The following is a 23,900-nucleotide window of genomic DNA, read 5'->3' as shown; positions in this document are numbered from 1 at the left end:
CCCCATGCCCCCCAAGATCGCCATCGCAGGCCTCGGCATCGAATCCTCGACCTTCTCCCCGGCCCGTACCGACGCCCCCGCCTTCCACCCCCAACGCGGCGCCGACGTCCTGACCCGCTACCCCTTCCTCGCCCCGGGCAAACCCCTGCGCGAACAGGCGGACTGGCACGGCACCCTCGTAGGCAAGGCCCTCCCCGGCGGCACAGTCACCGCATCCGCCTACGCCGACCTCACCGACGAACTCCTCACCCGCCTAACGGACTTGGGCCCCATAGACGGCCTCTGGTACGACATCCACGGCGCGATGACGGTCGAGAACCTGGACGACGCCGAGGCCGACCTCCTGCACCGCATCAGAGAAGTCATCGGCCCCAAAACGATCGTGTCGACCTCCATGGACCTGCACGGCAACGTCTCCCGCGCCCTCGTCCACCGCACCGACCTGATCACCTGCTACCGCATGGCCCCGCACGAGGACGCCATGGAGACCAAGGAACGCGCCGCCCGCAACCTCGTGCACCACCTGACGAGCGGCGCCCCCCGCCCGGTCAAGGCATGGATCCCCGTCCCCGTACTGCTGGCGGGCGAGCAGACCTCCACCCGTATCGAACCGGCGAAGAGCGTCTACGCCGCCGTGGCGGACGTGGAGGCCGCCGAGGGCGTGACGGACGCGGCGATCTGGGTCGGCTACGCCTGGGCGGACGAACCCCGCAACCGGGCCGCGGTCGTCGTCACGGGACACGACGAAACGGCGGTCACCGCCGGGGCGGAACGCCTGGCCCGCGGCTTCTGGAAGGCCCGCCACGCCTTCGAGTTCGTCGCGCCGACCGGCACCCTGGACGAGTGCCTGGACGCGGCCCTGGCCTCCCCCTCGCGCCCGTACTTCATCAGCGACACCGGCGACAATCCGACGGCGGGCGGCGCCGGGGACGTCACCTGGGGACTCCAACACATCCTGGAACGCCCGGAGTTCAAGGACCCGACCGGTCCCACCGTCATCTACGCCTCGCTCCCGGGCCCGGACGCGGTCGACACGGCCGTGCGGGCGGGCGTCGGCGCGACCGTCACCGTCACCGCGGGCGCCGAGGTCGACGACCGGCACTCCGGACCGCTCACCTTGACCGGTGTGGTGCACGCCATTCGGCACGGCGACCGGGACGCGGAGACCGAGGTGGTGCTCACGGTGGGCAGCGTCCAGGTGGTCCTGACGCGGCTGCGCAAGCCGTACCACCACGAACACGACTTCACCGACCTGGAGTTGGACCCCCGGTCGGCCGATGTCGTCATCGTGAAGATCGGCTACCTGGAGCCCGAGCTGTTCGCCATGGCCGCCGACTGGAAGATGGCGCTCACGCCGGGCGGCGTCGACCAGGACCTGACCCGGCTCGGCCATCACCGCCTGAGCAGGCCGCTGTTCCCCTTCGACCCGGAGATGCCCGTCCCCGACCTCACGGCCCGGATCATCGCGCCCTCGGACACGCCACTGACCGGGCCGGACGAGTAACCGCCCGACGCGACCGGCGGTTCAGGCCGCCGCCGCTATCACCTGGTCGATCAGGGCGATCAGCACGTCCCGGCACGAGCCGCGCTCGCGCGCGTCGCACAGCAGCACCGGGACGTGCGCCGGCAGCGCGAAGGCCTCCCGGATGTCCTCGGGCGGGTACGGATGCCTGCCGTGGAAGCCGTTGACACCGACGACGAACGGGATGCCCCGCCGCTCGAAGAAGTCGACGGCGGCGAAGCTCGCCTCCGGTCGGCGGACGTCGATCAGCACCACCGCGCCCAGGGCGCCGATGGCCAGGTCGTTCCACATGAACCAGAACCGCTGCTGACCCGGGGTGCCGAACAGATACAGCACCAGCTCGTCGCTGATGGTGATCCGGCCGAAGTCCAGGGCCACGGTCGTGGCCTTCTTGTCCTCGATGCCGTCGAGATCGTCGATGCCCAGACCCGCCGAGGTCAGCGACTCCTCCGTGCGCAGCGGGGCGATCTCGCTGACCGAGCCGACCATGGTGGTCTTGCCCACGCCGAAGCCCCCGGCGATCAGGATCTTCACGGTGTCGGGTGCCGCCGGAACGGCGGTGTCAGAGCCGGCCAAGGCCGTCCCTCACTTTCTGAAGCAGGTCCAGGTTCGGGGTGCGGGGCGAGACGGGATGCGGCGGATGGGCCGTGATCAGACCGGCCTCCAGCAGATCGCACAGCATGATGACGATCACGCTCACCGGCAGGTCCAGCACGGCGGCGAGCTCCGCCACGGCCACCGGCCGCGCGCACCGGCGCAGGATGCGGGTCTGCTCCGGCTGGGGTCTGGGCGCCCGTTCCGGCGGCGGATCCACCGCGGTCACCGTCGTGATGAGGGTGAAGTCGGCGCGGCTGGGCCGGGTCCGTCCGCCGGTCAGGGCGAAGGGCCGCACCAGCCGGCCCGCCGCGTCGCTTCCGCTCATCTCACTCGCCGGCGGCGGTCGACGGTCCGACGTGCGCCCGCGGCGCCGCGCTCAGGTGCTCGCCGATCTTCTTCACCAGCATGTTCATCTGGTACGCCACCACGCCCACGTCCGCGTTCGGACCGGTCAGGACGACCAGGTGGGCGCCGGGGCCCGCGGAGGTGAGGATCAGGAAGCTGTTGGCCATCTCGATCAGCGCCTGGCGGACCGGGCCGCCGCGGAAGTCCATGCTGACGCCCTTGCTCAGGCTCATCAGCCCGGACGCGGTCGCCGCCAGCCGCTCGGCGTCGTCGCGCACGAACCCGGTGGACCGGCTGACGACCAACCCGTCCTCGGAGAGCACCACGGCGTGGTTCACGTCGGCGACCCGGTCCACGAGACCGGTGAGCAACTGGTCCAGCTGGGTGTTCGTGGCGGGGGTGGGGCGTGTCATTGCGGTGTCCTTCATGAGCGGTCGGTCGGGTCGGGCTGGGGGGCGGCCGGGCCGGCGGAGGGGGCACGGGAACCGACGGGCTCCGGCAGGGACGGTTCTTCAGAATCGTCCCGCACCGCCTCGTCCTCGTCCCGGGCCCGGAGCGTTCCGCTCTGGAACCCGGCGAGCGAGGAGGCGGCGTGCTCCGCGGTGAAGTCGTCGTCGAGCTCCTGCTCCTCGGTGGTCGCGGCCTCCTCGCGGAGTTCGGCGGCCAGACTGGTCTGCGGCACCCGTCTGGGCAGCGGGGTCAGCCCGTCGGTGCGGGGGACGACGGCGGGGGCGGGTCTGGGCTCGGGCGCGGGCGCGACGGCCGCCGTCCGCGCGGTGAGCAGGGGCCGGGCGGTACGGGCCGACACCGGCTCCCGGTGCACGCTGCCGCCCCTGTCCCCGGTGTCCCTGCCGGTGACCTCGTCCTCGGGCTGTGCGGTCTGTGCGGGCCGTGCGGCCTGCTCGGTCCGTGCGCCCTGTTCGGTCCGGTCGCCGTCCTCCGCGTCCGCGGGGAAGGGCTCGGGCACCACGATGTCGTGCGGGATCAGCACGATCGCCGTGGTGCCGCCGTACGGCGAGGAGCGCAGCGTCACCGTGATGCCGTGCCGGGCGGCGAGCCGGGCGATCACGAACATGCCGAGCCGCAGATCGTCGGCGAGCGCCACCACGTCGAACTTCGGCGGCTCGGCCAACTGCTCGTTGAACGCGGCGTAGTCCTCCTCGGACATGCCCAGGCCCCGGTCCTCGACCTCGACGGCCAGGCCCTTGGCCACCATCGCGGCCCGCACCCCGACCGGGCTGGGCGCGGGGGAGTAGGCGGTGGCGTTGTCGATGAGCTCGGCCAGCAGATGGATCACGTCCGCGACGGCCGGCGGGGCCAGGCACACCTCCTCCTCGGTGTGCACCTCCACCCGCTGGTACTCGGCGACCTCCCCGACCGCGCTGCGCAGGATGTCGATCAGCGCGACCGGCTCGGTCCAGCTGCGGCGCGGCTGCTCGCCGCTGATGATGACCAGGTTCTCCTCGTAGCGGCGCAACTGGCTGGCCGTGGAGTCCAGTTCGTACAGGCCCTTGAGGACGTCGGGATCCTGGTGCTCGCGCTCCAGCGCGTCCAGCAGGCTCAGCTGGCGGTTGACCAGGTTCTGGCTCTGCCGGGCGATGCCGAGGATCACCTTCTGGAACCCGCGCCGGGTGTCGGCCAGTTCCACGGTGGTCACCACCGCGGTGCGCTGCGCGGTGTTGAACGCCTGCGCCACCTGGCCGAGTTCGTCCGAGCCGTAGTCCAGCGGCGGCGCCGCCAGGTCCACGTCGACCGCCTCGCCCCGGTCCAGTCGGCGGACCACGTCCGGCAGCCGCTCCTCGGCGAGGCTCAGCGTGGCCCGCTTCAGACCGCCCAGCCGCCGGGACAGCGAGCGGGTGATCCGCCAGGACATGCCGATGCACAGCAGCAGGGCGACCAGTCCGCCGACGCTCAGGGAACCGGCCGTCAGCAGCAGTTCGTCGGCCTTGTCGGCGCTGCGGGTGAGCAGCGCCGAGGTCTGCCGCTGGATCAGCGCCGAGTACTGGTCGGCGACCCGGTCCAGGGCGGTGTCCCACCGCTTCTTCACGTCCGGCAGGACCACCTGGCCCGACGCGTCGGGGCGGGCCGCCAGCACCTGGTCCTCGACGTCCTGGAGGGCCTGCCAGTCCGCGCCCTGGAGGATCCGCTCGGTCTGCGTCTTGGCGTCGCCGCGCAGCGAGGGGACGACCTGGTCCTCGACGATCCAGCGGCGGGTGCTCACCAGCTGGGCGAACTCGGTCCAGTCCTTCTCGGCCAGCCGCCCGGACGGCCAGGCCAGCGTCAGACGCGCGCTCTCCTGGGAGACCAGTTCCGCCCCGTGCTCCAGCGCGACCAGCGGACCGGCCTGCGAGGTGAGGTCGCCGTCGTCGACCTGGGAGAGCTCCTGGAAGGCGTGGATCTGGTCGTCGATGATCGAGGTGTACTGGTCGAGGGCCTGCGCGGCGGTGATGTCGGTGGGGTTGTCCACCTGCCCCCGGTAGTACTCCAGGCTGCTCACCGAGCCGACCACCGAGTACAGCCGGTCCGCGATCCGGGCGGGAGCCTGCCGGATCTCCTCGGATCGGCCCACCAGCTTGGCGACGGCGGTGTCGGTGGTCTTGCGCGCCTTGTCCAGTTCGGCCCGGGAACCGGGCTCCTTGGCCAGCCAGGACGCCGACGCGCCGCGCTCCAGCTGGAGCGCGAGCGTGGCCTCCGTGCCCATCGCGCCGGTCGACCGGCTCAGCTCCGTCTGCGAGCGCAGGTGAAGGCCCTCGGAGAACATCTGGGTCGTCGTCAGCCCCCACAGGGCGGCCAGGGTGACGCTCGGGACCAGCGCCAGGAGGATGAGGGAGAGACGTATGGAGCCGAGGCGGCGCCGGGCACCTGTCCGTGCAGACATGGTCGTCCTTGGGCGATCAGCGAGGAAGCGGGGAGGGGGAGTGGGGAGCGGGAGGGAGAGGGGAGAGGGCGAGCCGGGGTGAGGGCGGGAGCGGGAGGGGGCGCCCGGCAGCGGCGGGCCGGATGCCGGTCACCGGGTTCCGGCGGCGGCGAACTTCGCGACCGAGGCGACGTTCGTGCGGGTGACGAACGCGGGACCCGTCAGGACGGGGGCCACGCCGCCTCCGCTGACATTGCCGTTGGTCCGGTACAGCCACAGCGCGTCCACGGCGAGGTAGCCCTGGAGGTACGGCTGCTGGTCCACGGCGAACTGCACCTGCCCGTTCTCGACGGCCCGAACCAGGTCCTTGTCGAGGTCGAAGGTGGCGACCTTGGCCCTGCTGCCCGCGGCCTGCACCGACTTGACCGCGGTGAGCGCGAACTGGGCGCCCAGCGTGACGACCTCGTCGATCGTGGGGTCCTGCCGCAGCTGCGCGGTGACGGCGGCCTGGACCGCGCTCGGGTCGGTCCCCTCGACGTAGAGGTTCTCGGTCTGGCCGGCGAAGGTCTTCTTCACGCCGGCGCAGCGCGCCTCCAGGGCGACGTTGCCCCGCTCGTGGATGACGCACAGGGCGTGCTTGGCCCGGATCTCGTCGAGCTTGTCGCCGACGGCCCGGCCGGCGAGGCTCTCGTCCTGCCCGAAGTACTCCAGGAGCCCGGCGGACTTCCAGGCGTCGATGCCGGAGTTGAGCCCCACCACCGGAATGCCCGCCGCCCTGGCCTCGGCCACCGGCCCCTTCATCGCCTGCGGCTTGGCCAGGGTCACCGCGATGCCGTCGACCTTGTCCCGGACCGCGTCCTGGACCAGCTGGGCCTGCCGGACCGAGTCGGAGTCGCTGACGTACGTCAGGTCGATGCCGTCCTTGGCGGCCGCCGCGCGGGCGCCCTTCTGCACCAGGTCCCAGAAGGCGTCGCCCTTGCCGCCGTGGGTGATCAGCGCGACCCGCATCGAGCCGCCGCTCGCGCCGGCCGCGGCGTCGGTGTCGGCGTCGAGCCGTGCGTCCCCGGATCCGGAGCAGCCCGCGAGGAGCAGGCAGAGCGCTCCGGCCAGGACCGCGACGCGGATGGATCCGGAGGATGCCCGAGGTGGGGAGGACGTGTTCATGAAGTACGGCACCTCGCTGTGCTGCCGAGCAAGAGGAACGCGAAAGCGGGGCCGATGCGGAGGTCCTGCGCCGACCGTTCAACTTTCACTGGCCTGGAGCCAACCGCGTGTGACCGCCGGTAGTCAAGTGATCGACCGCTCGCACTGAGTTGTCGGTGCCGCATCGTAATGATCTTCCCTCGGAAGGATCGTGAAGAGGGGCCGATGGTGGTGGTAGCGGGGTGGCGAGGTACGGACCAGGCCCGACACCGTCCCCGGCACCCGGCCTTCCTGCCCCCGCCTTTTCTACGGCTTGCGGGCCACCACCCCGTACATCGCGATGTCCTCGTCCCGGATCACCTCCGTGCCCGTGCCGTCCGGACGCCACTTGTGGACCTGGACGATGCCCGGAGCGACGAGATCGAGACCGGCGAAGAACTCCTCGGCCTCGGCGAAGGTGCGCAGCCGCATCGGCATGCCCCGCGCAGCGTACTCGCGGGCCACCCGTCCCACCTCGTCGGGCGCGAACTCGGCCGTACCGATGGACATCGCGAGGTGACTGCCGGAGGGCAGCGGATCGAGCAGGCGGCGCACGATGCCCACCGCGTCGTCCTCGTCCGTCATGAAGTGCACGATCGCGATCACGGTCAGCGCGACCGGCCGGGACGGATCGAGGGTCGCCCGCAGCTCCGGGGCGGCCAGAATGCCCGCCGGATCGCGCATGTCCGCCTCGATGCACGCCGTCCGGCCCGCGGGCGAGCCGTCGAGCAGCCCCTCGGCCAGGCGCAGGACCAGCGGGTCGTTGTCGACGTACACCACCCGCGCGTCGGGCGACACCGACCGGGCGATCTCGTGGATGTTCGGCGAGGTCGGGATACCGGTGCCGACGTCGAGGAACTGGCGTATCCCCGCCTCCGCCGCCAGATACCGCACCGCCCGGTTCATGAAGTCCCGGTTGGCCCGCATGTGCACCGGCAGCGCGGGCCACTCCCGGCACATGGCGTCCCCCGCCTCCCGGTCCGCCGGGTAGTGGTCCCTGCCGCCGATGATGTAGTCGTAGATCCGCGCCGAGTGCGCGCTGCCGGTGTCGATGTCTTCGTCCATGCACCTCCCCTCCCATGCTCAACTTCCCTCTAACCGCGTGACGTTGGTGAACCGGGGGATTTTCCGCGCGCGGGGCTCTTCTGGAGGGGGAGCGGGGCGCCGGGGCAGGGCGGGCCGGCCGCCTAGACTGGACCGGTTCACATCACGGGACCGGCAGGATCACGGGCTTACGGGCATACGGGACCGCAGGTCCACGGGCGAGGATCAGGAGGGCGGCGACGGTGACCGGCAGTGGCTTCGAGGACCCCTCCGCCGACGTGCTCGGCCAGGCGGCCGCGGCCTTCGGACTGCTGGCCTCGTCCGCGCGGCTGCACATCGTGTGGGCGCTGTCCCAGGGCGAGAGCGATGTCACCGGCCTCGCGGAGCGGGTCGGCGGCGCGCTGCCCGCGGTCAGCCAGCACCTCACCAAGCTCAAGCTCGCCGGTCTGGTCCGCTCTCGGCGCGAGGGCCGCCGACAGGTCTACTTCGTGGACGACCCGGACGTCGTGGACGTGGTCCGGCTGATGGTGGGCCGGCTCTCCGACCGTGCCGCGCCCGCGCGTCACCTCCGTGGACTCTGAGACCGGCGAGGGCACCTCCCTCCAGGTGCTGCGCCGCCTGGGCAGCGGCCCGCGCGGCCTGACCGGGGCCGAGGCGGCGGCCCGGCTCACCGAGTACGGCGAGAACACGCTCCCGCGACAGCGGACCGCCCCCTGGCCGCTCCGGGTCGCGCGCGGGCTGCGCGACCCCTTCACCGCCGTACTGCTCTGCCTCGGACTGGTCTCGGCCGCCGTCGCCTCCTGGGGCACCGCCGCCGTGATCCTCGCGCTGGTCGCGGTCAGCTGCGGGCTGCGGGTGAGCGGCGAGCACCGCGCCGACCGTTCCCTGTCCGCCCTGCGCGAGCTCGTCGCCGGTACCGCCACCGTGCTGCGACGCGGCGACGAGGACGCGCCGGTCCGGGAGATCCCGGTCTCCGAGCTCGTCCCCGGCGACGTGATCCGCCTCGGTCCGGGCGACATGGTCCCCGCCGACGTACGCCTCCTGCGCAGCCGCGGCCTGACCGTGCACCAGGCGGCCCTCACGGGGGAGTCGGCACCGGTGGCCAAGGAGGCGGCCGACGCGGGGACGCCCGCCGCTGAGTCCCACCTGTGCTTCCAGGGCAGCGGGGTGGCCACCGGCAGCGCCACCGCCGTGGTCCTCGCCACCGGCCCCCGGACCCGGCTGGCCGCGGCGCAGGGCGCGCTCCGGCGCGGGGAGGCGAGCGCGTTCGACCGGTCCGTGCACGGGATCTCCTGGGTGCTGATCCGGTTCATGCTGCTGACGCCGCCGCTGGTGCTGATGGCCAACGCCGCGCTGCGCGGCCGCGGTCTGGAGACCCTGCCGTTCGCCGTCGCGGTCGCCGTGGGGCTGACCCCCGAGATGCTCCCGGTGATCGTCACCACCTGTCTGGCACGCGGGGCCGCGCTGCTGGCCCGCACCCACGCCGTGATCGTCAGGCGGCTGCCCGCGCTGCACGACCTGGGCGCGGTCGACGTGCTGTGCGTCGACAAGACCGGCACGCTCACCCAGGACCGCCCGGTCGTCGAACGGGCCCTCGACACGGCCGGCCGGGACGATCCCGACGTCCTGCGCTGGGCCGCCGTCAACGCCTGGTGGACCCTCCAGCTCGCCGAACTGCCGTCCCCGGACGCCCTGGACGAGGCCCTCCTGGAGGCGGCGGGCCCGGCCGGCGAGGAGGAGGACGGCGTCGACGCGGTGCCCTTCGACCCGGTACGGCGGATCTCCACGGCCGTCGTGCGCGGCACGCCCGGCACGCACACGCTGGTCGTCAAGGGCGCCGTGGACGACGTACTCGACCGCTGTGCGACGGACGCGGCGGAGGGCGCGCGGCTGCGGGCGCTGGCCGCGCGCGAGGCGGAGGCCGGGCTGCGGCTGCTGGCCGTGGCCACGGCCGAGCGGCCCGCCCGGACGCGCGCGTACACGCCCGCCGACGAACGCGGCCTGACCTTCCGCGGCTTCGTCACCTTCCGGGACGCCCCGGCCCCCACCGCGGCCGAGGCCCTGCGCGAGCTGGCCGATCTCGGCGTGACGGTGAAGGTCCTCACCGGCGACCACCCGGCCACCGCCGCCCGCGTCTGCCGCGACCTCGGCCTGGACCCCGCCGCCGTCCACGCCCGCTGCACCCCCGAGGACAAGGCCCGCCTCGTCACCGGGCTGCGCGCCGCCGGCCACACCGTCGGCTTCCTCGGCGACGGCGTCAACGACGTCCCCGCCCTGCGTGCGGCCGACGTCGGCATCGCACCCCGGGGCGCCGTCGACGTGGCCCGCGAGACCGCCGACGTCGTCCTCACCGACCGGGACGACACCGACCTCACCGCGATCGGGCACGCGATCACGACCGGCCGGCACAGCAGCGGCAACATCGCCTCCTACCTGCGCGTGACGCTCTCCTCCAACCTCGGCAACGTCCTCGCGATGCTCGCCGCCGGACTGCTGCTGCCCTTCCTGCCGATGCTCCCCGCGCAGGTCCTCGTCCAGAACCTCTGCTTCGACACCGCGCAGCTCGCCTTCGCGTACGACCGTCCCGGCGCCGACGCGCTGCGCCGCCCCGCCGTGCTGCGGCCCCGGGCCTTCCTGCGGTTCATCACCGGCTTCGGCGTCCTGAACGCGGTCGCCGACCTCGCCACCTTCGGTGTCCTCGCGCTCGCCCTGCGGGGCCCGGACGCGCTGGACGACCGTACGGTCTTCCACTCCGCCTGGTTCACCGAGAACCTGCTCACCCAGGCCCTGGTGATGGTGCTCCTGCGCACCGGACGGGGCCTCGCCGAGGGCCGGGCGCCGGGGCCGGTCGTCCGGGCGGCCGCCCTCCTCGCGGTGGCCGGGCTGCTGCTGCCGCCCAGCCCGCTCGGCGGCGCCCTCGGCATGACGGCGCTGCCCCTCGCCTACTACCTGCTCCTCGCCGTCGTCCTCGCCCTCTACGCCCTCGCCCTGACCGCGATCCGCGTCCGGCACGACCGGCACGACCGGCGTCAGCCGTAGGTGAGGTTCGAGCAGGGGTTGTCGTCCGCGGAACGCGCGCCGGACGCCACCTCCGAGGGCACGGCCGTCGGCGCAGGGGAGGCGCTCGCGCCGGGCGAGGCCGCGTACGACTGGCCCAGTACGACGTTGACGCCGGACCCGGTCACGGGCTCCAGGCCCGCGCCGGGGAAGGCCTGGGCGACGGTCTCCGCCTGCGACCGCAGCCCGGGGCCGTACTCCACGACGGTGGTGGCGTGGTCCTGCGTGGACGCCGTCGCCGTACCGGTGACCGTGAAGCCGTCCGCGGTGAGCGCGGCGGCGCCGCGGGCGGCCAGGCCCGGGACGGTGGTGCCGTTGTAGACGGCGACGTCGATGCCCTCGCCGGAGACGGGCGCGGGAGTGGGGGAAGGGGAGGGCCCGGCGGTGCTCTTCTTGCCGCCCGCGTTCTTGCCGTCGATCGTGTGGTCAGCCTTCAGCGTCGCCCACAGCGCGTCGGCGTCCGGCTGGACGATCGCGACGCGGGAACCCTCGTACCGCCAGGGCACCGTCACGAACTTGGTGTTGTGCAGGTCGATGTCCTTCAGGGACATCGCGAACGAGATGAGTTTGTCGGCGGAGCCCAGACCCGGGTCCACCGTGAGCGACCTGGTGGCCGCCTCGGCGAGCGGCAGCAGCTTGGTCGGGGTCAGCCCCCTGCTCTTCACCTCCTTCAACAGGCTTGCCACGAAAGCCTGTTGGCGTTTGATACGGCCGATGTCGGAGCCGTCGCCGATGCCGTGCCGGATGCGGACGTAGTCCAGGGCCCGCTGCCCGGAGACGGTCTGCTCGCCCTTCTTGAACAGCAGCCTGCCGGGCGTGGTGCGGTGGGGGTTCAGGTCGTTCTCGTACACGTCCTCGGGCAGGCACACCTTCACCCCGCCCACCACCTCGGTGAGCGCCGCGAAGCCCTTGAAGTCGACCACCACGGTGTGGTCGACGCGCAGCCCGGTGAGCTGCTCGACGGTGTTCTGGGTGCAGGCCGGATTGCCCTTGTCGGTCTGGCCGACCGAGAAGGCCGCGTTGAACATCGTGTCCGGCTGCGCCTTCGTCCAGCCGCCGTCGGGAAGTCTGCAGGGCGGGACGGTGACCAGGGTGTCGCGAGGGATGGAGACGGCCAGGGCGTGGCGCCGGTCGGCGTAGACGTGCAGCAGGAACGTGGTGTCCGAGCGGCCGATGTCGTCCTTGTCGCCGCCGCCGAGCGCGGCGTTGCCGTCGGTGCGCGCGTCGGAGCCGATGACCAGGACGTTCTCGCCCTTGGAGTCGTCCGCGGGACGGTTGTCGGACAGGCCGCCCGAGTCGAAGGTCGTGATGTTGCCGTCCAGCTTCAGATAGAGCCAGCCGGCTCCGGCGGCCACCAGCACCAGCAGGGAGACGAGGATCGCCAGCACGAGCCGCCCTTTGCCGCGACGCCTCCTGCGCCGGCGTCGCTCGCCGCCAACGCCACCACCGCCGCGGTGCCTCGGCGGTGCTGCCCTGCGATTGCTGGTCACTGTCATCGGTGCCCTCTGGCCGTCTCACCCCGGGTTGTACAGTTGCGCAATGTAGCAACTGTCGGCCAAGAGAAAGTGAGGGGGCGGTCATGCTCCGCAACGGACTGGAACCCTGGCACCTGCTGATCGTGGGGATCGTCGTCATCGTGCTGTTCGGCTCGAAGAAGCTTCCCGACACGGCGCGGGCCCTCGGCAGGTCGATGCGCATCCTCAAGAGCGAGGCGAAGGCGATGAAGGAGGAGGGCGCGGAGCCGGTGGGCTCCGCGCCCTCGAAACCGACGGGCGACCTCGACCCGTCGGGGTCCGTGCCGACGCCGGCGCAACCGCCCTCCGCGGTGCGGTGACGCGGATGCTCAGGCCGGCTCGGCGGTCGGCGGAAGCGACTGTGGCTGTGACTGCGGCTGCGATGGTGCCGCCCCGGCCTCCCGCGCCGCCTTCCGGCGCTTGCGCCTGCTGACGCGCGGCTCCTGGTCGGGCAGCCAGCCGAAGGTGAGGCAGCTGCCCACCACCCCCAGTAGCAGACCGATGAAGAAGCCGCCCATGTTCGAGGTGACCCAGGTGCCCAGGGACAGCAGGACGGCGGTGATCGAGTAGAACAGCCGCTGCGCCGGGTTGAACAGGATCAGCAGTCCGAGCACCACCAGCAGGACCGGCAGGAGATAGCCGGCCAGGCCCTGCATGCCGATGTGCAGGACGACCTTGAGCGACGCCTTCTGGGTGAGCAGGATCTCCGCGCCGCCCAGGGCGAGCAGCAGCCCGCCCCAGAACGGCCGGGCGGCCCGCCAGCGCCGGAAGGCGGACCCCGTGCCCTGCCGTGGCCGCCCCGACATCAGCAGCCCTTGCTGCTGAAGCTGAGCTTCAGACCCGGGAGCTTGAACACCCCGGCCGTCGTCGCGTAGTTGGTCTGCCGCAGGTTGGCGATGCGCACGGTGTCGGCCTGCTGGCTGAAGACGCCGATCGGGCCCTTCACGCCGGCCTTGGTGAGCGTGCTGGCGTCGTTGCCGATCTCGATGTTGTTGAACGCCGCGTCACCGGACAGCTCGGTGGAGTCCGTGGTCAGGTCGCTGGCGGACACCTTCTCGGCCCCGCTGCCCGCGGTGATCAGCAGGTTGGTGCCGCCGAGGTCGACGCTCTGGCACAGCTTGGTGAGGGTGGCGTTCTTGATCGCGGACGTGACGACCAGCACCTGGCCGCCGGTGTCCCCCGCGTTCGGGCTGCCCTCCGCCATCTGGTCGAGGCCGCCGAACTGCTCGAACCCGGTGCCGTTGAGCTCGGTCGCGGTGACCGTGAAGGGCATGCCGGAGATGGCGAACTGCACACCCAGCGCCCCCTCGGCGGTCAGTACCGCGAGCCCCGCGGCGACCAGGGTGGCGGGCACCGCCATGATCGCGGCCCGGCGGGCCCGGACCCGTCCGCGTCTCGCCGGCTCCTCTGCTGTCCCGGACACGTCGGATGCCGTCTCGGACACTTCGGGGGTGGAACCGCTTTCCCGGTTCTCGGCCATGTTCTGCTCCCGTTGGGCAATAGTCATTGCTCTTGCTTCGGCGGCACGTTGCCCTGGCGCGGACAGCGGAACTGTGGCGTACGTCCCCTCGCAACTCCCGGTGGCTGCAAGGGCTTTCTCGTTACGCACCAGTAGCCGTCGAGGAAGTTACCGGTGGTTACATTCGAGGGTCAAGCATGTTGTGGGAAAAGAGTGTCGATTGTGTGCCGCCTGTGTCGCGGGCTCTTCCCCGGTGACCGCAGAGCTCCCGCTCCGCACATCAACTCCCGCGCGACACCTTGACGTTGACAGACACTCAGGCTTACAACTCTCCCTGGCTTCCCCCGGATCCGTGGCGCCGGATCCAGCCGTCTCCCGGACGCTCTGTCCAGTACGGGTACGTCACTGCCCGACCCACGGGTACGTCACGGCCCGAGCCCGACCCTCCAGGCACCCGCACGGTCGCTTCCCCCTGAGGCCGTGCCGGGCAGCCCTTCCCGCCCGGCCCGGCCGGAGACCCTCCCCCATGGGCCTTCGGCCGGTCACCGGCCGGCTGCCGTTGTCGGTCCGTCACGTACGGAGAAGGCGTCACGGCCGGCAACGGCACATCCCTCACGGGAGTCAGCGGCACATCTCCCACGGGGGTCGGCGGCACATCCCTCACGGGGATCATCCGCGCCCCCACTCCGGAAGTTCCGCACCCCCACCCAGAAATTCCGCACCCCCACCCCAGAAATGAGGCACACCCGCATGCGCAAGCGTTCCCTCATCGCCCTCGCCGGTACCGTCGCGGCCCTCTCGCTCACCGCCGTCTCTCCCGCGTCGGCGGCCGACGACAACGTCCTGACCACCGGCGGTCCCGGCGGAACGGCCGTGGCGGTCGGCGAGACCCTCACCGCCTCCCTGGCCACCGGCACCACCGCGACCCTCTACTCCAGCGCCACCGGGACCAGCGGCATCACCTGCTCGTCCTCGCAGTTCACCGCCGGCGTCACCGACAACCCGGCCGCGCCCGGCACGGCCACCGAGTCGCTCACCGGCCAGACCTTCAGCAACTGCACCTCGAACAACGTCGGTGTCCTCGGCGTCACCAGCATCACGGTCAACGCCCTCCCGTACACCACATCCGTGTCCTCCGACGGCACCGTCACCGTGACCCCGGCGGGCGGTACCACCATCCAGACCACCGTCGTGCTGCGCACCCTGCTGGGCAGCGTCAACTGCGTCTACCAGGCGCCGAGCCTCACCGGCACGGCCGACAACGCCGACAACAGCATCGCCTTCGCCAACCAGGCCTTCACCCGCTCCTCCGGCTCGGCGCTGTGCCCCGCCAACGGTTTCTGGACCGCGAAGTACGGCCCCGTGACCACCTCCGCCGGTGAGGTCGTCCACGTGAACTGACCCCTGTGACGCGGTGGTTCAGCGTCGGCGCAGACGGAGCGCCAGGGCGGCGCCCCCGGTGAGCACCAGCACCGCGGCGGCGCCGCCCGCCACCATGGGCGCGGACGGGCCGGAGTCCGAGCCGCCCGAGGAGGCGACCGGAGTGCCGGACGGAGCGGCGCCCGCGTGGGTGTCGGCGTGCGCGCCGGCCCCGGCGCGCGGGGTGGGCGAGGGGTCGGCCGTCGGCGACGGGCTCTTCCGTACCGGAGTCTTCGCCGCGGGCCGCGTGGGGGAGGGGCCGGTGCTCGCCGGTTTCCCGCTCCCGGCCGGACCGCCGGTGCCCGCCGCGCTCTTCGCCGCCGGGAACACCACGTCCGAGCACGAGTAATAGGTGTCCGGCGTACTGCTGTTCTGCCAGATCGTGTACAGCACCTGCCGCCCCGTACGGTCGGACGGCAGCGTCGCCCTGATCCGGTACGCGCCGTTGGTGAGCGCCGGGTCCGTCACCTCGGCGAAGGGCTTCTCGGGCAGATCGGCCCAGGTCAGCGGTTTCGTCGGGTCGTAGCCCGGCCTGGTGAGGAAGAGCTTGAACGTGCCGGTGTGCGGGATCGTCGAGACGTACCGCATGGTCAGTGTGGAGCCCGGATCCAGGCGGGTCGACGGCCAGTCGGAGCGGGGCAGGTCGAGCCCCTTGTAGGCGGGCAGCCCGCCGCTGCACAGCTCCCCGTCGGGGATGGTCTGCCGGTCCCGCCCGTTCACGTTCGCGACACGGAGGTTGTCCCAGGCGGTGAAGGGCGACCCGTTCGCGGCGACGGCCGCCCGGCACGCGGCGGAACCGGACGCGTCGCCGCCGTCGGGGGAGCAGCCGTAGACCCGGCTGACCGGATCCGTCGGCGCGCCGTGCGCCTGGGCCGGTGCAGCCGCCCACAGGCCCAGCAGCAGCGGGCTCGCGGCGGCCGTCACCAGGGCGGCGGTGCGGTGTGCGGTCATCCGGAGCATCCGGAACGTCTCCTCGGGCGGCACGGGAACGGTCCGCTTCCCGTGGTGAGCGGTGTGCTCCCCTGACGTACGGGAAACCGGCCCGGAGCGTTCACGGCGCCCCGAGCCGGAACGAAATCGCCCCATCCCGGTCAAGCGGCCTGCGTAGAGGGTCGTTTTCCGGTCGGATCAAGGGTTTCCCCTGTATCCCGATGACCATCTCTTTGCCTATCGTTCCAGCACTGCTGACCCACAGGTAACCCCGGACGGGTCGCACCGCGTTTGGCCGGCTCCGCGCGCTCCTCGATGCACCCCCCGCCGCTTCATCGACGAAGCGAATCGATCGCCACTCCGCGCTGCCCGGAGTGCGGCCACGAAAGGCACCCCCTTGCGCACCCCTGACTCCTCCAGACGGAAGCTGATATCCGTCGCCGCGGTCTCCGCCGCTCTGCTCACGGCCGCCACCACCACGGTCGCCGTGGCCCAGGAGCCCGCCTCCGAGGCCGCCGCGGTCCCGGCCGCGCTCGCCCAGTCCGCGCCCGGCACCCCGGCCGAGCGCCTCATCGTCGGCTACAAGTCCGGCGCCGCCGAGGCCAGGTCCAACACGGCCGCCGAGGCCGACGCCGCCGCCAAGGGCAAGGAGACCGGCGAGGACGTCGACTTCCAGCGCCGCCTGGGCACCGGAGCCGCCCTCGTCGACCTGGGCGCGAACCCGAGCACCGCCGAGGTCGCCGACGTCGTCGCCGAGTTCAAGGCCGACCCGCAGGTCGCCTACGTCGTCCCGGACCGCCTGAACCAGCCGCAGGCCGACCCGAACGACACCGAGTACGCCAAGCAGTGGGACCTCTTCGAGGCCACCGCCGGCATGAACGTGCCCGGCGCCTGGAACACCACCACCGGCACCGGCGTCACCGTCGCCGTCATCGACACCGGCTACGTCGCCCACAGCGACCTCGCCGCGAACATCGTCGGCGGCTACGACTTCATCGCCGACACCGCGGTCTCCGTCGACGGCAACGGCCGCGACAGCAACCCGGCCGACCCGGGCGACTGGTACAACGCCAACGAGTGCGCCGCCGGTGTCCCGGCCTCCACGTCCTCCTGGCACGGCACCCACGTGGCCGGCACCATCGCCGCGGTGACCAACAACAGCAAGGGCGTCGCGGGCATCGCGTACGGCGCGAAGATCTCCCCGGTGCGCGTGCTCGGCAAGTGCGGCGGCTACGACTCCGACATCATCGACGCCATCACCTGGGCGTCCGGCGGCACCGTCTCCGGCGTGCCCGCCAACACCAACGTCGCCAAGGTCATCAACATGAGCCTCGGTGGTGACGGGGCCTGCTCCTCCGCCACCCAGAGCGCCATCAACGGCGCCGTGAACCGCGGTACCACCGTCGTCGTCGCGGCGGGCAACGACAACGACAACGTCGCGAACCACAACCCGGGCAACTGCAACAACGTCATCTCGGTCGCCGCGACCAGCCGCACCGGCGCCAAGGCGTCCTACTCCAACTACGGCTCCCTCGTGGACATCTCGGCGCCCGGCGGCCAGACCAGCACCGGCACCGCCAACGGCATCCTGTCCACGCTCAACTCCGGTACCAAGACGCCCACTTCGGAGTCGTACGCCTACTACCAGGGCACCAGCATGGCCACCCCGCACATCGCGGGCCTGGTCGCGCTGATGAAGTCGGCCAACTCCGCGCTGACCCCGGCGCAGATCGAGACCGCCATCAAGAGCAACGCCCGTGCCCTGCCCGGCGCCTGCTCCGGCGGCTGCGGCGCGGGCCTGGCGGACGCCGCGAAGACCGTCACCGCGGTCAAGGGCGGTACGACCACGGGCACGACCTTCACCAGCGGCACCGCGGTCGCCGTCCCGGACAACGGCTCGGCCGTCGAGTCCTCGATCGCCGTCAGCGGCCGTACCGGCAACGCCCCCGCCGCCCTCCAGGTCGGCGTCGACATCACCCACACCTTCCGCGGTGACCTGGTCGTCGACCTGGTGGCCCCGGACGGCACGGCCTACCGCCTGAAGGCCGCGAGCACCTCGGACTCCGCGGACAACGTCTCCACCACCTACACCGTGGACGCCTCCTCCGAGACGGCCAACGGCACCTGGAAGCTGCGCGTCCAGGACACCGCCGCGCAGGACACGGGCACGCTCAACAGCTGGAAGCTGACCTTCTGAGGCAGCCTTCCCAGGCGGTGCCCCCGAACGGGCGGGCCGGTCGATGCGGATGGGCATCGGCCGGCCCGCCGTCCGCCGTCCGCCGTCCGCCGTCCGCCGTCCGCCGTACGCCGTACGCCGTCCGCCGTACGCCGTACGCCGTACGCCGTACGAGCGTCAGGCGCGGAAGGCCGCGAGGTGATCGCGCGCCCAGGCACGGTAGCCGCGCGCGGGCCGGCCGAGCAGATCGGGAACGGTCGGATCGACCCCCGTCTTCGCCCCCTGCCGTCCGCGGGCGGCGCTCTCCATCAGAGCGTGCGCCAGGGGCTCCGGATAACGCGCCAGCAGCCCGGACAACGTCTCCTCCCGAGTCAGCTCGACGAACTCCAGCGGACGCCCCAGCAACTCCCCGAGCATGTCGGTCTGTTGTACGGCACTCAGAGCGGCGGGCCCGGTGAGCGGGTACGCCCGCCCCGCATGTGCCGCCGGATCCGCCAGGACCCGTACCGCCACGTCGGCGATGTCCCGCGGATCGACACTGGCGTTGCGCGAGGCGCCGTCGGGCGCCCGGACGACCCCCTCCTCGCGGACGGAGCGGGCCCAGCCCAGGGTGTTGGACATGAAGGCACGGGGGCGCAGAAAGGTCCAGGCAAGGCCTGACGCCCGCAGGAGCTCCTCGTTGTCGCGCTGCCACCGGGTGATCAGATCGTCGGCGCCGGTGTCGGCCACCGCCTGGGCCGACAGCTTCACCACATGGCCGACCCTCGCCGCACGGGCGGCCGTCACGAAGTTCCGGTCCTGGGCGGGCGCCAACGGGTTCGTGGTGACGAGCAGTGCGGACCGAACGCCGACCAGCGCGGCGCGCAGACCGCCGGGATCATCGAAGTCCCCTCCCGCGACCTCGACATCGGGACCCGTGGACGTGACGCGGCGGGGATCACGGGTGAACAGGCGCACCGGACCGGTGCCGGACAGCCGCTCGGTCACCAGCCGGCCGACGGTGCCGGTGGCGCCGGTCACCAGGATCACGGGACGGGGACCGCGGAGAGGACGCGGAGACCGCGGTCGGCCCTGCTGTCCAGGCCGAGCAGCAGCCCCGGCACCGCGATGCTGGGCAGGATGTGCGACCACAGGACGGAGATCCGGTGGGCGAGATCACCCCGGTTGGTCAGCGCCCGCGACATCAGCTGGATGCCCGCGAAGCCCCCCACCAACAGCTCCACCGTGTCGCGGGAACTCACCGTGGGCAGCAACTCGCCCTGCGCGGCGGCCTGGTCCATGAGCACCATCAGCCGCTCCGCCCACTTCACGAAGGGCCCGGTGTGGTCCACCCCGGGCGGCGTCGCCTGGTCCACCGTCAGCCGCACACTCCCGCGCAGCAGCGGGTCGGTCAGCAGCCGCTGCGCCACCACGAACGTCATGTCGATGATCTCCTGCAGCTTGCAGGGCTGTTCAGGAACCGCCCCGAACGGCACCTGCTCGTCCAGCACCGCCTGGGCCAACGACTCCTTGGAGGGGAAGTGGAAGTACAGCGCGCCCTTGGTGACTTCGGCCCGCTCCAGCACCATGGCGATGGTGGTGGAGGTGTATCCGTGCTCGTCGAAGACCGCGCCCGCCGCTTCCAGGATCGCTCTGCGCGTCCTGATGGCGCGCTCCTGTCGTGCCATAAGAGCCCCTCCACTGCGCCGGGTTGAATCAGCCGGCGATCGTGTGCCGCAGTGACCCCGATCATAGGGCGCCGCCGACTGATCTCATTGAAAACAAACCGGTCGGCTCGTACTCTAACGCTCACCGAAGCGGACTTTTCACCGTCCGCCGTGCCATTCGGGGGACCGTAGGGAGAGACATGCCTCAACCGCGGCAACTTGCCGAGACCCCGTCCATGACGGCGACCGTTCCCCGTCAACTCGTCCACCGCGCGGCCGTCGCGGAGACCTTCCTCACCGGTTGGACGCGGACCGCGCCCGACCGGTTCTCCGTCACCGCGCAATGGCCTCGTGCCCACGGCTTACACGTGTCGGCGGACCGGTCCGCCTACGACCCGCTGCTCGTCGTGGAGACCGTGCGGCAGAGCGGGACGCTGATAGCGCACACCGAGTACGACGTGCCGCTCGACCACCACTTCGTGCTCCAGGAGTTCGAAGTGAGCACGTTTCCGCAGTACTTGGCGGTGGGAGCGGTCCCCGCAGAGGTGACCGTCGAGGTCGCCTTCGTGGACGTGCAGTACCGGGGCCGCCGCACCGTGGGCGCCCGCTACACCGCGGACGTCCTGCGCGGCGGCGAACGCGTCGCGACGGCGTCGAGCGTCACCTTCACCTGCGCGGGCGAGCCCGTCTACCGGCGGCTGCGGGGCGGTCGTACGGCCGCCACGGTGTCCGCCCTGCCGCTGCCGCCCCCGTTACCGCCCGCGGCGGTCGGCCGGGCGCTGGCCACGGACGTCGTCCTGGCCCGGACCGACCGTCCGGACCGCTGGCAACTGCGAGTAGATACCGCGCATCCCGTTTTCTTCGACCACCCTCTCGACCACATCCCCGGGATGCTGTTACTGGAGGCCGCCCGCCAGGCGGTGCGCGTGGCGACCCGCGGAACCCGTGCACCGGTGTCCTTCCGCATCACCTTCGATCGCTACGCCGAACTGGACGAACCCGTCTGGTTACAGGCATCGGAGGGTTCCGCCGGTGATGTCGAAGTGGTGGGAACGCAAGGGGATTCGGCGGTCTTCGCGTGCGTGGTCGGTACCGGGGCATGGTGAGTTATCGTGGACCGAGAGCCAGAAACAAACGGCATGACCCGTTCTTTCCCGCAGGAGTGTCCCGTCGATGCCGAGGCAGTTACGCGCCGAACAGACCCGCGCGACCATCATCACGGCCGCCGCCGATCTGTTCGACCGGCACGGCTACGAATCGACCAGCCTGAGCGACATCGTCGAACACGCCCAAGTGACCAAGGGCGCCCTGTACTTCCACTTCGCCGCCAAGGAGGACCTGGCGCACGCGATCATGGAGCTGCAGTCGCGCGCCTCGCGCCGCCTGGCGAGTGACACGGACGCCCGGGGCTGCTCCTCCCTCGAAGCGCTGGTGCGCATCACCTTCGGCCTGGCGCGGCTGTCCGTGGAGGACCCGATCCCCCGGGCCGGGCTGCGCCTGGCCACCGGGGGAGTGGAGGTACGGCCGCCGCTGCGCGACCCCTTCACCGAGTGGCTGGACATCGCCTCCCGCCGGTTCCTGGGCGCGCTCAAGGAGTCCGACCTGCACCCGGACACCGACGTCGAGGCCGCCGCCCACTCCCTCGTCTGCTTCTTCGTCGGCACCCGTGTGGTGGGCCGCTCCGTCGAACCCGTCACCCGACAGCCGCGCCGGCTGGCCGAGATGTGGCAGCTCATGATCAGGGGCCTGGTCCCGGTGCCGCGCCGGGCCCGCTACCTGACGCTGGTCACGCAGTTGGAACGGGAGATCAGGGTGATGTGACAGGGGCGGGTTCGGTCGGACAGGGCATCGCGACGCGCATGCGGCCGCTGTGACACGCACGAGGGCGAAGTGACCCGCTCTGTACGAAGTGACCCGCGCGATACGGTGAGTCGCATGCCCGACACCCCGCCCGCACCCGTGATCCTCGGCAACGAACCCGGCTCCTTCCCCCACGGCGTGCTCGCCGAACGGCACCCCGCCATCGTCCGCCAGGTGCGGGAGGCGTTCCCCTACGGCCCCGAGCAGCATCGCGCCCTGGACGCGCTGGTGGAGAGCTGCGCCAAGGGCGTGATCGAGCCGCTCCCCGCCGACGCGGCCGACCGGGACCGCTGGGCGGCCTGGGGCATGGACGCGTACGTCGGACGGTCCTGGTTCGACGTGCCGTGGCTGTGGTCGGAGAGCCACTTCTACCGCCGACTCCTCGACGCCGTCGGCTACTTCGGCCCCGGCTCCTGGCAGGGCATCGACCCCTTCCGCCCCTCCAAGCTCGCCGAGCTGCGCTCCCGGGAGACGGACGAGGAACTCGCCGCGCTCGACGACCTCGCGGACCGTCCGGTGGCCGAACGGACCGCGGCCCTGCTGCACGGCTCGCTGTGGGGCAACCGCGCCGACCTCGGCTTCCGGCTCTCCGACGCCGACGCCGAGGCCCGGGCGGCCGTCCCCGGCCTGGTCGCCGACGACGGCGACACCCTCCTGCGGCTGCTCACAGGCGCGGACACGCTGTGCCTGATCGCCGACAACGCGGGCCGCGAACTGATCCCCGACCTGCTCCTGATCGCCCATCTGCTCACCCAGGGGCACGTCCGGCGAGCGGTCCTGCACGTGAAGCCGTACCCCTACTACGTCTCCGACGCCACCACCGCCGACGTGGTCGACGCGCTGCGCCGGCTGACGGACGCGCCGGGTGAGGCCGCCGGGTACGGGCGCCGCCTGTGGTCCGCCATGGCCGACGGCAGTCTCACGGTCCGCGCCCACCCGTTCTCCTGCGCCCCGCTGCCCTACGCCGATCTGCCCGACGACTTCCGCGCGGAGCTCGCCGCGGCCACCCTGACCGTCGTCAAGGGCGACCTCAACTACCGGCGCCTGGTCGGCGACCGCCGCTGGCCCCCGACCACGCCGTTCGCGGAGGTCACCGCCCACTTCCCGGGTCCGGTCGCGGCTCTGCGCACCCTGAAGTCCGACGTGATCGCCGGACTCGCCGCGGACACGGAGTCCGCCCTGGTCGCCGCGGAGGGGCAGCGCTGGCGCACCAGCGGCACGCACGCGCTGATCCAGGTGAGGTGAGCCGTGATTCGGCCGGTCTGGGTGTGGTGATCATGACAAGTCAGCCGTCATCATGCGCCCATGGCGTTACGTCCATGGTGTTCCGGCAAGGCAAAGGCGGCGGCCCTCGCGGTCGCCCTGACACTGGCGCTCGCGTCCTGCGGTGACGACGGGGACTCCTCGTCCCCGGGCGGCGGACGGAAGACGGTCACCGTGGCCGCGCTGCCCCTGGTCGACTCCGCGATGCTCTACCTCGCCCAGGACCGGGGGCTGTTCGAGAAGGAAGGGCTGGACGTCCGCGTCCAGCAGATCCAGCAGAGCCTCCAGGCGCTGCCGGCCCTGTCCAAGGGCCAGATCGACATGGTCGCCAGCGCCAACTACGTGACCTACTTCCAGGCGCACGACCAGGGCACCCTCGACATCCGTATCGTCGCCGAGGCGATCCGGGCCGCGCCGCGCATGATGGACGTCCTGGTGCCGAAGGACTCGGACATCAAGAGCGTCGCCGACCTCGCGGGCAGGAAGGTCGCCGTCAACGTCCTGAACAACGTCCAGACGCTGACCTTCAACGAGATCCTGGAGAAGCGGGGCGCCGGCGAGCCCGTCTACCGGCAGATCCCCTTCCCGCAGATGGGCGCCGCCCTGGACAAGGGCCAGGTCGACGCCGTGCACGTCGTCGAGCCCTACGACAGCGCCATCCAGGACGAGTTGGGTGCGCGGGTGCTCGTGGACGGCTCGTCCGCGCCCGTCGAGTCCATCCCCCTCAGCGGATACATCACGACACGGACGTTCGCCGCGGACAACGCCGAGACCCTGACGGCCTTCCAGCGGGCGATCCGGGCCGCCGTGAAGATCGCCGAGGACGACCCGTCGGTCGTACGGGACATCCTGCCGACGTACACCAAGGTGACCGCCGACCAGGCGAAGTCGCTCGACCTGCCGGTGTTTCCGCCGGTCATGGACGGCGGGCAGATCACCCGGCTCGCCGATCTCATGGAGAAGCGGCGGATGGTGAAGAAGCCGCTCGATCCGGCGACGCTGCTGGTGAAGTGAGAGGGCCCCGATGCC

At 71.9% G+C, this 23,900-nt stretch carries 22 protein-coding genes; 10 read left to right on the top strand and 12 right to left on the bottom strand.

The window, feature by feature from the left end; translation table 11 throughout:
- The first annotated feature begins 4 nt into the window (after positions 1-4).
- Positions 5-1,504 (top strand): M81 family metallopeptidase, encoded by a 1,500-nt coding sequence (locus K4B79_RS03150; RefSeq protein WP_232024638.1) that lies wholly within the window; start codon positions 5-7, stop codon positions 1,502-1,504.
- A 21-nt stretch (positions 1,505-1,525) separates the two neighbouring features.
- Here K4B79_RS03150 and K4B79_RS03145 read toward each other — a convergent pair whose 3' ends face one another.
- From K4B79_RS03145 to K4B79_RS03120, 6 genes are all read right to left on the bottom strand, one after another.
- Positions 1,526-2,098, bottom strand: a complete 573-nt coding sequence (locus K4B79_RS03145) for a GTP-binding protein (protein ID WP_232024637.1) — start codon at positions 2,096-2,098, stop codon at positions 1,526-1,528.
- Positions 2,085-2,444 carry a DUF742 domain-containing protein gene (locus tag K4B79_RS03140; protein WP_232024636.1) on the bottom strand — a complete coding sequence of 120 codons (360 nt, stop codon included), beginning with the start codon at positions 2,442-2,444 and terminating at the stop codon, positions 2,085-2,087. The genes K4B79_RS03145 and K4B79_RS03140 overlap by 14 nt, the downstream gene beginning before the upstream one ends.
- A gap of 1 nt (position 2,445) precedes the next feature.
- Positions 2,446-2,877, bottom strand: coding sequence for a roadblock/LC7 domain-containing protein (locus K4B79_RS03135; protein ID WP_067441763.1), 432 nt, complete (start codon positions 2,875-2,877; stop codon positions 2,446-2,448).
- An 11-nt stretch (positions 2,878-2,888) separates the two neighbouring features.
- Positions 2,889-5,342: a sensor histidine kinase gene (locus K4B79_RS03130; protein ID WP_232024635.1), complete on the bottom strand. Its 2,454-nt coding sequence runs from the start codon at positions 5,340-5,342 to the stop codon at positions 2,889-2,891.
- A gap of 129 nt (positions 5,343-5,471) precedes the next feature.
- Positions 5,472-6,485, bottom strand: coding sequence for a sugar ABC transporter substrate-binding protein (locus K4B79_RS03125; protein ID WP_232024634.1), 1,014 nt, complete (start codon positions 6,483-6,485; stop codon positions 5,472-5,474).
- 285 nt (positions 6,486-6,770) lie between these two features.
- Complete coding sequence (locus K4B79_RS03120; RefSeq protein ID WP_232024633.1) at positions 6,771-7,568, bottom strand: SAM-dependent methyltransferase; 798 nt, start codon at positions 7,566-7,568, stop codon at positions 6,771-6,773.
- 221 nt (positions 7,569-7,789) lie between these two features.
- Between K4B79_RS03120 and K4B79_RS03115 the strand changes: the two genes are divergently transcribed.
- Together K4B79_RS03115 and K4B79_RS03110 are read left to right on the top strand one after the other, a co-directional pair.
- Positions 7,790-8,128 (top strand): ArsR/SmtB family transcription factor, encoded by a 339-nt coding sequence (locus K4B79_RS03115; protein ID WP_232024632.1) that lies wholly within the window; start codon positions 7,790-7,792, stop codon positions 8,126-8,128.
- Entirely contained in the window at positions 8,118-10,586 is a 2,469-nt protein-coding gene (locus K4B79_RS03110; protein WP_232024631.1) for an HAD-IC family P-type ATPase, read from the top strand. Before K4B79_RS03115 ends, K4B79_RS03110 begins: the two co-directional genes overlap by 11 nt.
- Here K4B79_RS03110 and K4B79_RS03105 read toward each other — a convergent pair.
- Entirely contained in the window at positions 10,577-12,100 is a 1,524-nt protein-coding gene (locus tag K4B79_RS03105; RefSeq protein ID WP_232024630.1) for an LCP family protein, read from the bottom strand. The two genes, K4B79_RS03110 and K4B79_RS03105, sit on opposite strands and share 10 nt — an antisense overlap.
- 83 nt (positions 12,101-12,183) lie before the next feature.
- On the opposite strand from K4B79_RS03105, the gene tatA reads away from it, so the two are divergent.
- Entirely contained in the window at positions 12,184-12,438 is a 255-nt protein-coding gene (gene tatA / locus K4B79_RS03100) for a Sec-independent protein translocase subunit TatA (RefSeq protein WP_232024629.1), read from the top strand.
- A gap of 9 nt (positions 12,439-12,447) precedes the next feature.
- Here the strand turns inward: tatA and K4B79_RS03095 are convergent, their stop codons facing one another.
- Positions 12,448-12,924 carry a DUF6114 domain-containing protein gene (locus K4B79_RS03095; RefSeq protein ID WP_232024628.1) on the bottom strand — a complete coding sequence of 159 codons (477 nt, stop codon included), beginning with the start codon at positions 12,922-12,924 and terminating at the stop codon, positions 12,448-12,450.
- Positions 12,924-13,625, bottom strand: coding sequence for a DUF6230 family protein (locus K4B79_RS03090; protein WP_374208408.1), 702 nt, complete (start codon positions 13,623-13,625; stop codon positions 12,924-12,926). Before K4B79_RS03090 ends, K4B79_RS03095 begins: the two co-directional genes overlap by 1 nt.
- Positions 13,626-14,327: 702 nt before the next feature.
- On the opposite strand from K4B79_RS03090, the gene K4B79_RS03085 reads away from it, so the two are divergent.
- Positions 14,328-14,978 carry a Tat pathway signal sequence domain protein gene (locus K4B79_RS03085; RefSeq protein ID WP_232024627.1) on the top strand — a complete coding sequence of 217 codons (651 nt, stop codon included), beginning with the start codon at positions 14,328-14,330 and terminating at the stop codon, positions 14,976-14,978.
- An 18-nt stretch (positions 14,979-14,996) separates the two neighbouring features.
- Here K4B79_RS03085 and K4B79_RS03080 read toward each other — a convergent pair whose 3' ends face one another.
- Positions 14,997-15,956 (bottom strand): lytic polysaccharide monooxygenase, encoded by a 960-nt coding sequence (locus K4B79_RS03080; protein ID WP_232024626.1) that lies wholly within the window; start codon positions 15,954-15,956, stop codon positions 14,997-14,999.
- 367 nt (positions 15,957-16,323) lie between these two features.
- On the opposite strand from K4B79_RS03080, the gene K4B79_RS03075 reads away from it, so the two are divergent.
- Positions 16,324-18,123, top strand: a complete 1,800-nt coding sequence (locus K4B79_RS03075; protein WP_232024625.1) for a S8 family peptidase — start codon at positions 16,324-16,326, stop codon at positions 18,121-18,123.
- A 156-nt stretch (positions 18,124-18,279) separates the two neighbouring features.
- Here K4B79_RS03075 and K4B79_RS03070 read toward each other — a convergent pair whose 3' ends face one another.
- Complete coding sequence (locus K4B79_RS03070) at positions 18,280-19,131, bottom strand: SDR family oxidoreductase (protein ID WP_232024624.1); 852 nt, start codon at positions 19,129-19,131, stop codon at positions 18,280-18,282.
- Positions 19,128-19,769 carry a ScbR family autoregulator-binding transcription factor gene (locus K4B79_RS03065; RefSeq protein WP_232024623.1) on the bottom strand — a complete coding sequence of 214 codons (642 nt, stop codon included), beginning with the start codon at positions 19,767-19,769 and terminating at the stop codon, positions 19,128-19,130. The genes K4B79_RS03070 and K4B79_RS03065 overlap by 4 nt, the downstream gene beginning before the upstream one ends.
- A gap of 215 nt (positions 19,770-19,984) precedes the next feature.
- On the opposite strand from K4B79_RS03065, the gene K4B79_RS03060 reads away from it, so the two are divergent.
- The 4 genes from K4B79_RS03060 (at position 19,985) to K4B79_RS03045 (ending at position 23,885) form a co-directional block, all read left to right on the top strand.
- A complete protein-coding gene (locus K4B79_RS03060; protein ID WP_308280370.1) occupies positions 19,985-20,854 on the top strand; it encodes a ScbA/BarX family gamma-butyrolactone biosynthesis protein in 870 nt (289 codons plus the stop codon).
- 67 nt (positions 20,855-20,921) lie between these two features.
- Positions 20,922-21,569 (top strand): ScbR family autoregulator-binding transcription factor, encoded by a 648-nt coding sequence (locus tag K4B79_RS03055; protein WP_232024621.1) that lies wholly within the window; start codon positions 20,922-20,924, stop codon positions 21,567-21,569.
- Between the two features lie 114 nt (positions 21,570-21,683).
- Positions 21,684-22,853, top strand: coding sequence for a damage-control phosphatase ARMT1 family protein (locus tag K4B79_RS03050; RefSeq protein ID WP_232024620.1), 1,170 nt, complete (start codon positions 21,684-21,686; stop codon positions 22,851-22,853).
- Between the two features lie 60 nt (positions 22,854-22,913).
- Positions 22,914-23,885, top strand: coding sequence for an ABC transporter substrate-binding protein (locus K4B79_RS03045; RefSeq protein ID WP_232024619.1), 972 nt, complete (start codon positions 22,914-22,916; stop codon positions 23,883-23,885).
- Positions 23,886-23,900 lie beyond the last annotated feature (15 nt).

This window comes from Streptomyces lincolnensis, assembly GCF_021173675.1.
In the GTDB taxonomy this organism is placed as follows: Bacteria; Actinomycetota; Actinomycetes; order Streptomycetales; family Streptomycetaceae; genus Streptomyces; species Streptomyces lincolnensis_B.
Note: the sequence above shows the minus strand (reverse complement) of the source record. Positions and strands in the feature narration are given on the sequence as shown.

What these genes read in the sequence shown, in the direction of transcription:
- K4B79_RS03045 (WP_232024619.1), top strand. Translation starts at nt 22,914, where the DNA reads ATGGCGTTACGTCCATGGTGTTCCGGCAAGGCAAAGGCGGCGGCCCTC.
- K4B79_RS03080 (WP_232024626.1), bottom strand. Translation starts at nt 15,956, where the DNA reads ATGCTCCGGATGACCGCACACCGCACCGCCGCCCTGGTGACGGCCGCC.
- K4B79_RS03140 (WP_232024636.1), bottom strand. Translation starts at nt 2,444, where the DNA reads ATGAGCGGAAGCGACGCGGCGGGCCGGCTGGTGCGGCCCTTCGCCCTG.
- K4B79_RS03125 (WP_232024634.1), bottom strand. Translation starts at nt 6,485, where the DNA reads ATGAACACGTCCTCCCCACCTCGGGCATCCTCCGGATCCATCCGCGTC.
- K4B79_RS03130 (WP_232024635.1), bottom strand. Translation starts at nt 5,342, where the DNA reads ATGTCTGCACGGACAGGTGCCCGGCGCCGCCTCGGCTCCATACGTCTC.
- K4B79_RS03050 (WP_232024620.1), top strand. Translation starts at nt 21,684, where the DNA reads ATGCCCGACACCCCGCCCGCACCCGTGATCCTCGGCAACGAACCCGGC.
- K4B79_RS03065 (WP_232024623.1), bottom strand. Translation starts at nt 19,769, where the DNA reads ATGGCACGACAGGAGCGCGCCATCAGGACGCGCAGAGCGATCCTGGAA.
- K4B79_RS03090 (WP_374208408.1), bottom strand. Translation starts at nt 13,625, where the DNA reads ATGACTATTGCCCAACGGGAGCAGAACATGGCCGAGAACCGGGAAAGC.
- K4B79_RS03135 (WP_067441763.1), bottom strand. Translation starts at nt 2,877, where the DNA reads ATGACACGCCCCACCCCCGCCACGAACACCCAGCTGGACCAGTTGCTC.
- K4B79_RS03055 (WP_232024621.1), top strand. Translation starts at nt 20,922, where the DNA reads ATGCCGAGGCAGTTACGCGCCGAACAGACCCGCGCGACCATCATCACG.
- K4B79_RS03150 (WP_232024638.1), top strand. Translation starts at nt 5, where the DNA reads ATGCCCCCCAAGATCGCCATCGCAGGCCTCGGCATCGAATCCTCGACC.
- K4B79_RS03095 (WP_232024628.1), bottom strand. Translation starts at nt 12,924, where the DNA reads ATGTCGGGGCGGCCACGGCAGGGCACGGGGTCCGCCTTCCGGCGCTGG.
- K4B79_RS03060 (WP_308280370.1), top strand. Translation starts at nt 19,985, where the DNA reads ATGACGGCGACCGTTCCCCGTCAACTCGTCCACCGCGCGGCCGTCGCG.
- K4B79_RS03105 (WP_232024630.1), bottom strand. Translation starts at nt 12,100, where the DNA reads ATGACAGTGACCAGCAATCGCAGGGCAGCACCGCCGAGGCACCGCGGC.
- K4B79_RS03120 (WP_232024633.1), bottom strand. Translation starts at nt 7,568, where the DNA reads ATGGACGAAGACATCGACACCGGCAGCGCGCACTCGGCGCGGATCTAC.
- tatA (WP_232024629.1), top strand. Translation starts at nt 12,184, where the DNA reads ATGCTCCGCAACGGACTGGAACCCTGGCACCTGCTGATCGTGGGGATC.
- K4B79_RS03085 (WP_232024627.1), top strand. Translation starts at nt 14,328, where the DNA reads ATGCGCAAGCGTTCCCTCATCGCCCTCGCCGGTACCGTCGCGGCCCTC.